Source organism: Rhizobium sp. NZLR1, from assembly GCF_017357385.1.
Classification (GTDB): Bacteria; Pseudomonadota; Alphaproteobacteria; order Rhizobiales; family Rhizobiaceae; genus Rhizobium.
The window spans coordinates 384,313-397,924 of sequence record NZ_CP071634.1 but is presented as its reverse complement, the minus strand read 5'-3'; the positions used below and the strand labels follow the sequence as shown (position 1 = coordinate 397,924).

Genomic DNA, 13,612 nt, shown 5'->3' with positions numbered 1-13,612 from the left:
GACATCTGGAGAGAGATGCAATGCGCTCGGTATTGGCGGGAAGGACGGCCCTTATACGCCGCCATCCTTTTCGGCACTCGCCGCCATATGGGTGAGTTCGTCCCAGAGACTTTCGGCGAAGCTGCGCAGAACCGTCAGCTCGAAGCTGTCATCGCCGGTGCGGGCGATCTGCACCGAGAGATGACCGACCATCGCCATCGCCGAACGACCTTCCGGGAAGATGGCAGGATCGAGATCGACGGCGGTGCCCTTTGCAAGAAGCAGCTGCGAAGACCGGCCGGAAACGCCGATGCGGACACGTCCGTGGCTTTGGTCCATGACGAAGGCTTTTCCGGCAAGCGCTGCCGTAAGAGTATCGAGACCGGCGGGCGTAAGCGGCTCGTCGCCGGCGACGAACCATTGCCGGAAGCCGGCCTTGCGGATCGAACTGTTTGCAAAGCCGGCTTTGACCAGTTCGGCGGCAAGTGCCGCCGGCTCGATCGTTCCCAGTACGTGTAGCAGATGGCCTTCCGGCAAGGCTTCCAGCCGGATGTCTGCCGCTGAGATACCGGCATATGCTGCCCCGGCGAGAACCGGTCTGTGCTGAGGAAGATCAAGCATGGAGCTTCTCGTTTTCAGGATCGACGAAGACAGGATGGCAGAGCACCGCATCGGTATATTCGTTGCGCAGGCCGTTCCAGACCGTCACCTTTTCACCGATGCGCTCCGGCCCGCGCCTGACCAGAGCCAGGCCGATCGTATGGCCGAGCGTCGGCGAGAATGCGCTTGATGTGACGTAGCCCTGGTCGTTTTCGAGCGTCGCTGCATCAGCCTCGACAAGGATATGCGAGCCGGTGCGAAAGCCGCTTGCCGGATTGAGCGGCTTGACGCCGACGAGGCGCGGCCGTTCCGGGTCCTGCAGGCCTTCGCGGGCGAGCATCGCCTTGCCGATGAAATCCGGCTTGGTCGATGACACCATGCGGCCGAAGCCAAGATCGCCTGGTGTGACCGTGCCGTTGATCTCGGCATGGGTGACATGGCCTTTCTCGATGCGCAGAACGCCGAGCGCTTCGGTGCCATAGGCGCAGATGCCGTGTTTCTCGCCCGCCGCCATGATCGCGTCGGCAACGTCCTCGCCGTAACCGGCCGGCACCGCAAGCTCGTAGGCGAGTTCGCCCGAGAAGGAGATGCGGAAGAGCCGGCCTTCGAGGCGGCCGCCGAACAGCGAAACCTTTCGGGCGCTCATGAACGGGAAGGCCGCATCCGATAGATCCTCGTCGACGATCTCCGAAAGGATGGCGCGCGACTTCGGCCCGGCAACGGCCATCTGCGCCCATTGATCGGTCGACGAGGCGAAGCAGACGTCGAGTTCCGGCCATAGCGTCTGGGCGCAAAATTCGAGATGGGTGAGCACGCCGGCGGCAAGCGCCGTCGTCGTCGTCATGAAGAAATGCTCGTCGCTGAAGCGGCTGGTGGTGCCGTCGTCATAGATGAAGCCGTCCTCGCGTAGCATGATGCCATAACGCGCCTTGCCGACGGCAAGCTTGGCGAAGCCGTTGCAATAGATGCGGTCGAGGAAGGCCGCGGCATCGCGGCCGAAGATTTCGATCTTGCCGAGGGTCGAGACGTCGCAGAGGCCGGCATTCCTCCGGATGTTCAGCACTTCGCGATCGACGCTGTCGCGCCATGTCGTTTCGCCGGCGCGCGGGAACCAGGAGGAACGGTACCAGAGGCCGGTTTCGACGAAGACCGCGCCGTTCTTCTCAGCCCAGCCATGCAGCGGCGATTTGCGCCCCGGCTGGAAATGTTTGCCGCGCGATGTCCCGGTCAAAGCACCGAAGGAGACCGGCGTATAGAAGGGCCGGAAGGTTGTCGTTCCCACCTCGGCCGGCGACACGCCGCGCGCCTCGGCCAGGATGCCGATGGCGTTGATGTGGGAAAGCTTGCCCTGGTCGGTCGCCATGCCGCTCGTCGTATAACGCTTGGCGAGCTCGACATGGCCGTAGCCTTCGCGCACGGCAAGGCCGAGATCCTTGAGATGCACGTCGTTCTGATAATCGACGAAAGCCTTGCCCTTCGAACCCTTGACCGACCAGAGCGGCTTTGCCGGGGCAACCGTCTCGGAAGCTACGGCAAAGGCCGGTTCCGCCGCTGTGAAGCCAATCGCCTTCAACGCGGCAGCTGCCTTTGCGGCGCCATCACCGAGGCAGGCCGCGGTTTCGGCAAGACCGGCAGCCGAGCCGGCAACGGCAAGACCGTCCTGTCCGGCCGGCGCCAGAAACGCCGCGGTCTCGTCCGACCATTGCGGCTTGCCGCCGCGATGGCAGGCAAGATGGATGATCGGGCTCCAGCCGCCCGACATGGCAAGCGCATCGGCGTCGATGCGGCGGGTGCCGTTTGCGGTTTCGACGCTGACGCCGTTGAGGCGCTGGCCACCAAACGCGTCGATCACCCGGGCGCCCTTCAGCACCTCGGCGCGGCCCTGCCAGCCCTTGCCCGCATCGGCGCGGCTGTCGACGATCGCCGCGACCTGAAGGCCGGCGGCTTCAAGGTCGGCGGCGGTGCGGTAACCAGAATCGTCGGTGGTGAAGATTACCGTGCTTTTGCCTGGGGCCACTGCCTGCCGGTTGAGATAGCTGCGCATGGCGCCGGCCATCATCACGCCGGGAATATCGTTGCCGCCGAAGACCAGGGGCCGCTCCTCGGCGCCTGTCGCCAGGATCGCCTGGCGGGCGACGATGCGCCACAAGCGTTCGACCGGACGGTCCGGATCGGGCATCGCCACATGCTTCTGCACCCGTTCGACGGCGCCGAAAACATTATCGTCGTACCAGCCGAACACGGTCATGCGCGGCAGGCGGCGCACATTCGAAAGCCCTTCCAGCTCTGCCAGCAGCTCGCCGAGAAGCATGTCTGCCGGCTTGCCCTCGATCGTGCCGCTATCGGAAAGCAGGCTGCCGCCGAGTTCGGGCCCTTCGTCGGCGAGGATGACGCGGGCGCCGGCGCGGCCGGCGGTGAGTGCCGCGGCAAGGCCGGCAGCACCGGCGCCGATCACCAGCAGATCGCAATGCGCCCAGCATTTCTCGTAGGCATCGGGATCGGCCTCATAGGAGGCTCTGCCGAGGCCCGCCGCTTTGCGGATCACCGGCTCGTAGAGCTTTTCCCACAGCGCCGCCGGCCACATGAAGGTCTTGTAGTAGAAGCCGGCGCTGAGGAAGGGCGAGAGCAGCCCGTTGACGGCGCCGACATCGAAACCGAGCGAGGGCCAGCGGTTCTGGCTCTTGGCCGCCAGCCCCTGGTGAAGCTCGATCATCGTCGCGCGCGTATTGGGCTCGGTTCGGCCGCCGCTGCCTGTCGTGACCAGCGCGTTCGGTTCGGCAGCCCCGGCCGTCAGGATACCGCGCGGGCGGTGGTATTTGAAACTGCGGCCGACGAGTTGGATGCCGTTGGCAAGCAGCGCCGAGGCGAGCGTATCACCCGGATGGCCTGCGAGCGCCTTGCCGTCGAAAGTGAAGCCGAGTGTCGTGGCGCGGTCGATGCGCCCGCCGGAGGAAAGACGGAAGCTCGTCATGCCAGGTCCCCGCCAAGCTTCGAAAGCGCGGCATCCCTGACGCCATGAACCACATGGGTGACGGTATCACGTTCGACGATCAGCCAGCGGCGGCATCCAGAGGAATGGTGCCAGTATTCGCTGTGGCTGCCACGCGGATTGTCGCGCAGATAGACATAGTCGAACCAGGCCTCCACGCCGGCATCCGGCGCCGGTCTGATAAGGCCGGCATCGCCGCGGATCGAGAATTCCTCCTTGGGCCGGGCGCCGCAATGGGGACATGAAATCAGGCTTGCCATCGTCAAATGTCCTCAGTGCAGATTGGGCTGGGCGCCGACGCCCTTTTCGTCGATCGGATAGCCGCGGGCGAACCGGTCGAGCCGGAAGGCGCGGGCCGTCTGATGCGGCGTGTTGCGGGCGATCAGATGGGCGTAGCAGAAGCCGGAGGCGGGCGTCGCCTTGAAGCCGCCGTAACACCAGCCGGCATTGAGATAGAGATTGTCGATATGGGTGCGGTCGATGATCGGCGAGCCATCCATGCTCATGTCCATCACCCCGCCCCATGAGCGCAGGTAACGCACCCGCGACAGGGAAGGGATCATCGCCAGCCCGGCTTCGGCGACATGCTCGACCGAGGCCAGATTGCCGCGCTGGGCATAGGAATTATAACCGTCGATATCGCCGCCGAAGACGAGCCCGCCCTTGTCCGACTGGGAGACGTAGAAATGGCCGGCGCCGAAGGTGACGACATTGTCTATGAAGGGTTTCAGCCCTTCGGAGACGAAGGCCTGCAGCACATGGCTTTCGATCGGCAGGCGAAGGCCGGCCATGTCGGCGACGACGGTGGAATTGCCGGCCGCCGCCAGCGCCAACTTGCCGCAGCCGATGAAGCCCCTGCTGGTCTCGACGCCGGTAACCTTACCGTTTTCGCTGCGGATGCCGGTCACCTCGCACTGGGTGATAATATCGACGCCGCGGCTGTCGGCGCCGCGCGCATAACCCCAGGCGACCGCATCGTGGCGTACCGTGCCGCCGCGCGGTTGGTACAAAGCGCCCATCAGCGGGAAACGGGCATTGTCGAAATCGAGGAAGGGCAGTTTTTTGCGCACCGCCTGTCGGTCGAGAAGCTCGGCATCGACGCCGTGCAGCCGCATGGCGTTGCCGCGGCGCGTATAGGCATCCCGCTGCGCGTCGGAATGGAAGAGGTTGAGGACGCCGCGCTGCGAGACCATGGCGTTGAAGTTGAAGTCCTGCTCCAAGCCTTCCCACAGCTTCATCGACAGTTCGTAGAAGGGATTGTTGCCGGGCAGCAGGTAGTTCGAGCGAATGATCGTCGTGTTCCTGCCGACGTTGCCGGAGCCGAGATACCCCTTTTCAAGGACGGCGACATTGGTGATGCCGAATTCCTTGGCAAGATAATAGGCGGTGGCAAGGCCGTGACCGCCGCCGCCGACGATGATGACGTCGTAATGCGGCTTCGGCGCCGGATCGCGCCACGCGGGCGCCCAGCTTTTGTTGCCGCGAAGGCCGTTGAGAAAGATCGAAAGAGCGGAATAGCGCATGGGTCAATCCGATAAGAACCGCTGCATGATGCCAGAAAGAGCACGATCGACTTGCGCAATAAGGACATGAATGGTTAGAAAAGAGACATGTCCTCCACCGATAGTAAAAATGTCCAGGAGATCGGCTTCATCCTGATCCCCGGATTCGCGCTGATGTCCTATGCCTCGGCGACCGAGCCGTTGCGGGCGGCAAACCTTCTGGCCGGGCGCGAAATCTATCGCCTGTCGATCTTTTCGCCGGACGGGGAGCCGGCGCGCTCCTCCTCGGGCGTCAGCGTGCCCGCAGAACCGCTTCCGGCCAGGGGTTCCGGCCTCGGCACGGCCTTCGTCTGCGCCGGCGGCTTGCCGCGCGACTGGCGTTATCCCGGCGTGCTTGCCTGTCTGCGGCAGTTATCGCGCGAAGGTGTGAGGATCGGCGGCATTTCGGGCGGGCCCTATCTGATGGCCGCGGCCGGACTGCTGGCCGGCCGCGATTTTACCATCCACTGGGAACATGCGGCCGCCCTTCTCGAGGCTTTTCCCGATCTGTCGCCGCGCCAGGCGCGCTTCATGATCGACGGCAACCGGATCACCTGCGGCGGCGGTATCGCGCCGCTCGACATGATGCATGTGCTGATCGCCGAGCGCATGGGACCGGATTTTGCCCGCCGCGTCAGCGACTGGTATCTTCACACAGAGGTCAACGAGCCCGCCGCCCCCCAGCGCGCGTCGCTCGCCGAACGCTACGGCGTCCACCATCCCGGTCTGCTCAGCGTTCTCGAACGGATGGAGGAGACGATCGAGATGCCGCTCGACCGCGCCGCCATGGCGCGCATCGCCGGCGTCACCGTCCGCCATCTCGACCGGCTCTTTTCCGCCCATCTTAAGACCAGCTTCCTCGATCAGTATCATAGGATCAGGCTGCAGCATGCCCATCGCCTGCTGAAGCAGAGCCCGCTTTCCGTCTCGGAGATCGCTGTCGCCACCGGCTTTTCCAGTCTTAGCCACTTTTCCCGGATGTTCCGCACAGTCTACGGCATCGCGCCGCGTGAGGCGCGGCGCGAATAGGTTTTCTTCACGGTTGAGAAAATTTCACTAGGGCGATAGGGTTGCCTCTGAACAACGCGAAGGCGGCAGCATGAAATCCAAGCTTGAAGCGGCGAAGCAACTGGAACAGGCGCAGAGCGAACGCGCTCCCTTTTCCCAGGATCCACACGCTGTTCGCGAGCCGAAGGAAAACAACCTCGAAATGGCGATCGGCCATGAGGTGCGCGCCTACCGCAAGAAACTCGGCATCACGGTCACCGATCTGGCGGCCGCGACCGGCATTTCGCTCGGCATGCTGTCGAAGATCGAGAACGGCAACATCTCGCCGTCGCTGACGACGCTGCAATCGCTGTCGCGGGCGCTGGGCGTGCCGATGACCGCCTTTTTCCGCCGCTTTGAGGAACCGCGCAATGCCGTCTTCGTCAAGGCGGGGCAGGGCATCGAGCTCGAACGGCGCGGCACGCGCGCCGGCCATCAATATAATCTGCTCGGCCATATCGACAATAATACCAGCGGCGTCATCGTCGAACCCTATCTCATCACCCTGACGGCCGATTCCGACACCTTCCCAACCTTCCAGCACGAGGGCATGGAATTTCTCTACATGCTCGAAGGCGAGGTCATCTACCGCCATGGCGATCAGCTTTTCCAGATGCAGCCGGGCGACAGCCTGTTCTTCGATGCCGATGCGCCGCATGGGCCGGAACAACTGGTGGAACTGCCGAGCAAATACCTCTCGATCATCAGCTATCCACAGCAGAACTCCAGAAGCTGAATTGCCTTAAAAGAAAAATTTATTCTTCCTAGTTGAAGTCGACAAATAGTCCTGCTAGTCCTTTCTCACCATGAACGGAGGCACACGCTATGTGCGGCATTGTTGGATTGTTCCTCAAGGACAAGAGCCTTGAACCTCAACTGGGAAATCTGCTCTCGGATATGCTGATCACCATGACGGATCGCGGACCGGACTCAGCCGGCATCGCAATCTATGGCGGCTCCACCGAGGGAAAAGCGAAAATTACCATCCAGTCCGCCAATCCCAGCGTGGACTTCGAAGGCCTCGCCGGTGACCTTGCGAAGGCCGGCATCAAAGCCGAGGTGTCGATCAAGAGCACACATGCGGTCATCGAGCTTGATGCCTCCAAGCTTGGAACCGTGCGCAAGGCGCTCGAAGAGATCCGCCCGACGGTCCGTCTGATGGGATCGGGCGAAAGCGTCGAGATTTACAAGGAAATCGGTCTTCCGAAAGATGTCGTGAAGCGGTTCGATGTCCGCGCCATGAGCGGCACCCATGGCATCGGCCATACCCGCATGGCGACGGAATCCGCGGTCACCACGCTCGGCGCCCATCCGTTCTCGACCGGCGCCGACCAGTGCCTGGTGCACAACGGCTCGCTGTCCAACCACAACAACCTGCGCCGCGAACTGGTTCGTGAAGGCATGACCTTCGAGACGCAGAACGATTCCGAAGTCGCCGCCGCCTATCTGACGGCCGAAATGGCCAAGGGCAAGGATCTCGGCCAGGCACTGACCGGCGCGCTCGATGATCTCGACGGCTTCTTCACCTTCGTCGTCGGCACCAAGTCCGGCTTCGGGGTGGTGCGCGACCCGATCGCCTGCAAGCCCGCCGTCATGGCCGAGACCGACCAGTATGTCGCCTTCGGCTCGGAATACCGCGCGCTGGTCAACCTTCCCGGCATCGAGAACGCCCGTGTCTGGGAGCCGGAGCCGGCCACCGTTTACTTCTGGGATCACGACAAGGCCGCCTGAGGGGCGCCTGAATGCAGGAGCGGCTCAAACCGTCTCCCGGACCAACGAGGATGCAATGCCGACATTCGATCTTTCCAACACCCCTCTTCGCGAACTGAACAGCGCGCTGCACGCCCTTTCCAAGGGTGCCAACGACACTGAATTCGAAGTCATCAACCCGCGCGGCAGTCATTCCGTTGCCGTTGGTATCGACAGCCCCGTCACGGTCGCCGTCAAAGGATCGGTCGGTTATTACTGCGCCGGCATGAATGACGGCGGCAGGGTCACGGTCCACGGTTCGGCCGGTCCGGGTGTTGCCGAAAACATGATGTCCGGCACCGTCGTCATCGAGGGCGACGCCAGCCAGTATGCCGGCGCCACCGGCCGCGGCGGCCTGCTCGTCATCAAGGGCAATGCAGCATCGCGCTGCGGCATTTCGATGAAGGGCATCGACATCGTCGTTCACGGCAGCATCGGCCACATGTCGGCCTTCATGGGCCAGTCCGGCCATCTCGTCGTGCTCGGCGACGCCGGCGATGCGTTGGGGGATTCGCTCTACGAAGCCAAGCTTTTTGTCCGCGGCGAGGTCAAGAGCCTCGGCTCCGACTGCATCGAGAAAGAGATGCGGCCGGAGCATCTGGAAAAGCTTGCCGAGTTGCTCGACAAAGCAGGCGTGACGGACGTCAGGCCCGAAGAGTTCAAGCGCTACGGCTCGGCTCGCAAGCTCTACAATTTCAACATCGACAACGCCGACGCGTACTGAAGCGAGGGACACCCATGAGCTATCACAATCCTTATACCCCGCCACGCAAGTCCGCGACGTTCGACGACTATACGCTTGCCGAAATCCGCCGCGCCGCGGCGACCGGTATCTATGACATTCGCGGTGCCGGCACCAAGCGCAAGGTTCCGCATTTCGACGATCTGCTGTTTCTCGGCGCCTCGATCTCGCGCTATCCGCTCGAAGGTTATCGGGAAAAGTGCGACACGACAGTCGTCCTCGGCTCACGTTTCGCTAAGAAGCCGATCACGCTCAAGACGCCGATCACCATTGCCGGCATGAGCTTCGGCGCGTTGTCCGGCAATGCCAAGGAAGCGCTCGGTCGCGGTGCGACCATCGCCGGCACCTCGACCACGACAGGCGACGGTGGCATGACCGATGAGGAACGCGGCCATTCGCAGACGCTGGTCTACCAATATCTGCCCTCCCGCTACGGTATGAACCCGAAAGACCTGCGCCGCGCCGATGCCATCGAAGTCGTAGTCGGCCAGGGCGCCAAACCCGGCGGCGGGGGCATGTTGCTCGGCCAGAAGATCTCCGACCGCGTTGCCAATATGCGCAACCTGCCGAAGGGCATCGACCAGCGCTCGGCCTGCCGCCATCCCGACTGGACCGGCCCCGATGATCTGGAAATCAAGATCATGGAGCTGCGCGAAATCACCGATTGGGAAAAGCCGATCTACGTCAAGGTCGGTGGCGCGCGTCCCTATTACGACACCGCCCTTGCCGTGAAGGCGGGTGCCGACGTCGTCGTGCTCGACGGTATGCAGGGCGGCACGGCGGCGACGCAGGACGTCTTCATCGAGAATGTCGGCATGCCGACACTCGCCTGTATTCGTCCGGCCGTCCAGGCGCTGCAGGATCTCGGCATGCATCGCAAGGTGCAGCTGATCGTTTCGGGCGGCATCCGTTCCGGCGCCGACGTCGCCAAGGCGCTGGCGCTCGGCGCCGACGCGGTCGCCATCGGCACGGCGGCACTCGTCGCCATCGGCGATAATGATCCGCACTGGGAAGAGGAATATCAAAAGCTCGGCACGACGGCCGGCGCCTATGACGACTGGCATGAAGGGAAGGATCCGGCCGGCATCACCACCCAGGATCCGGAGCTCGCAAAACGCCTCGACCCGATTGCGGCCGGTCGCCGCCTTGCCAACTATCTCAAGGTCATGACGCTCGAGGCGCAGACGATCGCGCGTGCCTGCGGCAAGAACCACCTGCATAACCTCGAGCCGGAAGACCTCGTTGCATTGACGATCGAGGCATCGGCCATGGCGCAAGTGCCGCTCGCCGGCACCAACTGGATCCCCGGCAAGACCGGTTTCTAAAAAACACCGGCCGGGCGCGTTTGGGAGGATGCGACCGGCTTCATCATCAAGTGTCTAAGATCAATACAAGGGGACAAACGTGACACTGGACCTCTCGCAATACGCCTCCGAAAAAGGCATCAAATATTTCATGATCAGCTACACCGACCTGTTCGGCGGCCAACGCGCCAAGCTGGTCCCGGCGCAAGCCATTGCCGATATGCAGAAAGACGGCGCCGGCTTCGCGGGCTTTGCAACCTGGCTCGATCTGACGCCGGCCCATCCCGACCTGTTCGCGGTTCCCGATGCGTCCTCCGTCATCCAGCTCCCATGGAAGAAAGACGTCGCATGGGTCGCAGCCGACTGCGTGATGGACGATCAGCCTGTCGAACAGGCACCACGTGTGCTCTTGAAAAGGCTGGTTGCTGAGGCTGCGAAAGAAGGGCTGCGGGTAAAAACCGGTGTAGAGCCCGAGTTCTTTCTGATCTCTGCGGATGGTTCGGTGATTTCGGACCAGTTCGATACCGCCGAAAAGCCCTGCTACGATCAGCAGGCAGTGATGCGTCGCTACGATGTGATCGCCGAGATCTGCGACTACATGCTCGAGCTCGGCTGGAAGCCCTATCAGAACGACCACGAGGATGCCAACGGCCAGTTCGAGATGAACTGGGAATATGACGACGCGCTTCAGACCGCAGACAAGCACTCCTTCTTCAAGTTCATGGTCAAGTCGGTCGCCGAAAAGCATGGCCTTCGCGCCACCTTCATGCCGAAGCCCTTCAAGGGCCTGACCGGAAATGGCTGCCACGCCCACATCTCGGTTTGGGACATCGATGGCAAGGTCAACGCCTTCGCCGACAAGGAAATGGCCTTTGGGCTCTCGGCTCAGGGTAAGACGTTCCTCGGCGGCATCATGAAACATGCCTCTGCGCTTGCCGCGGTCACCAATCCGACGGTCAATTCCTACAAGCGCATCAACGCGCCGCGCACCACATCGGGCGCCACCTGGTCGCCGAACACCGTGACCTGGACCGGCAACAACCGCACCCACATGGTGCGCGTGCCGGGACCGGGACGTTTCGAGCTGCGCCTGCCGGACGGGGCTGTTAATCCCTACCTGCTGCAGGCGATCATCATCGCCGCCGGCCTTAACGGCATCCGCAGTCAGGCAGACCCCGGCCGCCACTACGATATCGACATGTATGCCGAGGGGCATCTGGTGAAGGACGCGCCGCGCCTGCCCCTCAACCTGCTCGATGCGCTACGCGCCTACGATGCCGACGAGGGCCTGAAGCAGGCGATGGGGGCAGAATTTTCCTCCGCCTACCTGAAGCTCAAGCATCGAGAATGGAATGCCTACTGCTCGCATTTCACCCAGTGGGAACGCGACAGCACGCTCGACATCTGAGCGGCCGACCGATGTCTTCGAAGACCGCCGACACGCCGGGCTGACAAGCTCGGCGTGATCGCATCCTCGGCACCTGATCTCGTGAAGGAAAAGACAGCATGAAAAACGTCGTACTCACCGTATCCTGCAAGTCGACGCGCGGCATCGTGGCGGCGATTTCGAGTTATCTGGCCGACAAGGGCTGCAACATCATCGACAGCTCACAGTTCGACGATCTCGATACCGGCAAGTTCTTCATGCGCGTCTCGTTCATCTCGGAAGAGGGTCTTTCGGGCACCGAGATCGGCGCCGATTTTCCACCGGTCGCCGCCCCCTTTTCGATGGATTACGAATTTCACGACAGCGAGAAGCGCATGAAGGTGCTGCTGATGGTGTCGCGCTTCGGCCATTGTCTCAACGACCTGCTCTATCGCTGGAAGATCGGCGCGCTGCCGATCGACATCGTCGGCGTCGTCTCCAACCATTTCGACTACCAGAAGGTCGTGGTCAACCACGACATTCCCTTCCACCATATTCCGGTCACCAAGGCCAACAAGGTTCAGGCCGAAGCCCGTATCATGGAGGTGGCCGAGCAGACCGGCACCGAGCTGATCGTGCTCGCCCGCTACATGCAGATCCTGTCGGACGAGATGTGCCAGAAGATGTCGGGCAAGATCATCAACATCCACCATTCCTTCCTGCCGAGCTTCAAGGGCGCCAACCCCTACAAGCAGGCCTACGGCCGCGGCGTCAAGCTGATCGGGGCGACGGCGCATTACGTCACCGCCGATCTCGACGAAGGCCCGATCATCGAGCAGGACACGGCGCGCATCACCCATGCGCAGTCGCCCGACGACTACGTCTCGATCGGCCGCGATGTCGAAAGCCAGGTGCTGGCCCGCGCCATCCACGCCCATATCCATCACCGCACCTTCATCAACGGCAACCGCACCGTGGTCTTCCCGGCAAGCCCCGGCAGCTACGCCTCCGAACGCATGGGTTGATCGCGGGGATCAATCGGCGGCGCGCAGAGGCTACAGAAGTTTTGGGGAAATGCATGGCGGGCGGGGTTGCCATGGCGCGAAAGACTTATATACTCAGGAAATAAATATTCCGTAGAAGAAATAAGAGGGAACGGGAATGGCTCTATCATGGCGTTTCTCAGTGCTAGCGGATCGGCATCGCGCTCTGGGATCGAAGCTTGAGGACTGGAGCGGCATGGGAACCGCCTGGACCTACGACAAGGACATGTCGGAAGAGCATGTCGCCGTCCGCACCAAGGCCGGCATCATGGATGTCTCGGGCCTGAAGAAGGTGCACCTGGTCGGCCCGCACGCCATCGCCGTCCTCGACGCCATGGCCACCCGCGACCTGACCAAGATCTATCCCGGCCGCTCGGTCTATGCGACCATGCTGAACGAGCGCGGCCACTTCACCGACGATTGCATCGTCTATCGTACCGGCCCGAACTCCTGGATGCTGGTGCACGGCTCCGGCTCCGGCCACGAGGAGATCGTCAGGCAGGCGGCAGGCCGAAATTGCGCCGTGCTCTTCGACGACGACCTGCATGACCTGTCGCTGCAGGGTCCGCTCGCGGTCGACTATCTCGCCAAATACGTCCCGGGCATCCGCGATCTCAAATATTTCCACCACATGCAGACGACACTGTTCGGCGCACCGGTGATGATCTCGCGCACCGGCTATACCGGCGAACGCGGCTACGAGATCTTCGTGCGCGGCCAGGACGCCGTCATGGTCTGGGACCGGATCGTCGAGGAAGGCAAGGAGATGGGCATCATCCCCTGCTGCTTCTCCGTGCTCGACATGCTGCGCGTCGAAAGCTACCTGCTGTTCTACCCCTACGACAATTCGCAGATGTATCCCTTCGCCGACCAGCCGCCCGGCGACAGCCTCTGGGAACTCGGCCTCGACTTCACCGTCAGCCCCGGCAAGACGGGCTTCCGCGGCGCCGAGGAACATGCCCGCCTCAAGGGCAAGGAACGCTTCAAGATCTTCGGCATGCTGATCGATGCCGATGGACCGGCCGATCTCGGCGACGACGTTTTTGCCGATGGCAAGAAAGTTGGCGTCATTACCTGCCCGAGCTATTCGTCGCTGACGAAGAAATCCATGGCGATTGCCCGTCTTGACGTTGACAAGGCGGTGCATGGGACGAAACTCGAAGTCCGCGGCAAGACCGTGAAGGCAAACGCCACCGCCCACACGCTCCCCTTCGACGATCCGGAGAAGAAGAAGAGGACTGCCGTAGGTTAA

General features: G+C 62.6%; 12 protein-coding genes. 8 read left to right on the top strand and 4 right to left on the bottom strand.

Annotated features, from left to right (window positions below):
* Window positions 1-51: 51 nt before the first annotated feature.
* The 4 genes from J3O30_RS28475 to J3O30_RS28460 are packed head-to-tail and all read right to left on the bottom strand — an operon-like array spanning window position 52 to window position 5,091.
* Complete coding sequence (locus tag J3O30_RS28475; protein WP_207585336.1) at window positions 52-600, bottom strand: sarcosine oxidase subunit gamma family protein; 549 nt, start codon at window positions 598-600, stop codon at window positions 52-54.
* Window positions 593-3,550 carry a sarcosine oxidase subunit alpha family protein gene (locus J3O30_RS28470; protein WP_207585335.1) on the bottom strand — a complete coding sequence of 986 codons (2,958 nt, stop codon included), beginning with the start codon at window positions 3,548-3,550 and terminating at the stop codon, window positions 593-595. The genes J3O30_RS28475 and J3O30_RS28470 overlap by 8 nt, the downstream gene beginning before the upstream one ends.
* A complete protein-coding gene (locus J3O30_RS28465; RefSeq protein ID WP_207585334.1) occupies window positions 3,547-3,828 on the bottom strand; it encodes a sarcosine oxidase subunit delta in 282 nt (93 codons plus the stop codon). Before J3O30_RS28465 ends, J3O30_RS28470 begins: the two co-directional genes overlap by 4 nt.
* A 12-nt stretch (window positions 3,829-3,840) precedes the next feature.
* On the bottom strand, window positions 3,841-5,091 hold the full coding sequence (locus J3O30_RS28460; RefSeq protein ID WP_207585333.1) for a sarcosine oxidase subunit beta family protein: 1,251 nt from the start codon (window positions 5,089-5,091) through the stop codon (window positions 3,841-3,843).
* 87 nt (window positions 5,092-5,178) lie between these two features.
* Between J3O30_RS28460 and J3O30_RS28455 the strand changes: the two genes are divergently transcribed.
* The 8 genes from J3O30_RS28455 to J3O30_RS28420 all read left to right on the top strand — a co-directional run bounded on the left by J3O30_RS28455 (window position 5,179) and on the right by J3O30_RS28420 (window position 13,612).
* Window positions 5,179-6,138 (top strand): GlxA family transcriptional regulator, encoded by a 960-nt coding sequence (locus J3O30_RS28455; RefSeq protein ID WP_207585332.1) that lies wholly within the window; start codon window positions 5,179-5,181, stop codon window positions 6,136-6,138.
* Between the two features lie 70 nt (window positions 6,139-6,208).
* Window positions 6,209-6,892: a helix-turn-helix domain-containing protein gene (locus J3O30_RS28450; RefSeq protein WP_207585331.1), complete on the top strand. Its 684-nt coding sequence runs from the start codon at window positions 6,209-6,211 to the stop codon at window positions 6,890-6,892.
* Window positions 6,893-6,981: 89 nt separating this feature from the next.
* Complete coding sequence (locus J3O30_RS28445; RefSeq protein WP_207585330.1) at window positions 6,982-7,887, top strand: glutamine amidotransferase family protein; 906 nt, start codon at window positions 6,982-6,984, stop codon at window positions 7,885-7,887.
* Window positions 7,888-7,942: 55 nt separating this feature from the next.
* Window positions 7,943-8,629 carry a GXGXG domain-containing protein gene (locus J3O30_RS28440; protein ID WP_207585329.1) on the top strand — a complete coding sequence of 229 codons (687 nt, stop codon included), beginning with the start codon at window positions 7,943-7,945 and terminating at the stop codon, window positions 8,627-8,629.
* Window positions 8,630-8,643: 14 nt separating this feature from the next.
* Window positions 8,644-9,972 carry an FMN-binding glutamate synthase family protein gene (locus J3O30_RS28435; RefSeq protein WP_164015812.1) on the top strand — a complete coding sequence of 443 codons (1,329 nt, stop codon included), beginning with the start codon at window positions 8,644-8,646 and terminating at the stop codon, window positions 9,970-9,972.
* A 79-nt stretch (window positions 9,973-10,051) separates the two neighbouring features.
* Window positions 10,052-11,359, top strand: a complete 1,308-nt coding sequence (gene glnT / locus J3O30_RS28430; RefSeq protein ID WP_207585328.1) for a type III glutamate--ammonia ligase — start codon at window positions 10,052-10,054, stop codon at window positions 11,357-11,359.
* Window positions 11,360-11,457: 98 nt separating this feature from the next.
* Window positions 11,458-12,342 (top strand): formyltetrahydrofolate deformylase, encoded by an 885-nt coding sequence (gene purU / locus J3O30_RS28425; protein WP_207585327.1) that lies wholly within the window; start codon window positions 11,458-11,460, stop codon window positions 12,340-12,342.
* Window positions 12,343-12,478: 136 nt separating this feature from the next.
* Entirely contained in the window at window positions 12,479-13,612 is a 1,134-nt protein-coding gene (locus J3O30_RS28420) for an aminomethyltransferase family protein (RefSeq protein WP_207585326.1), read from the top strand.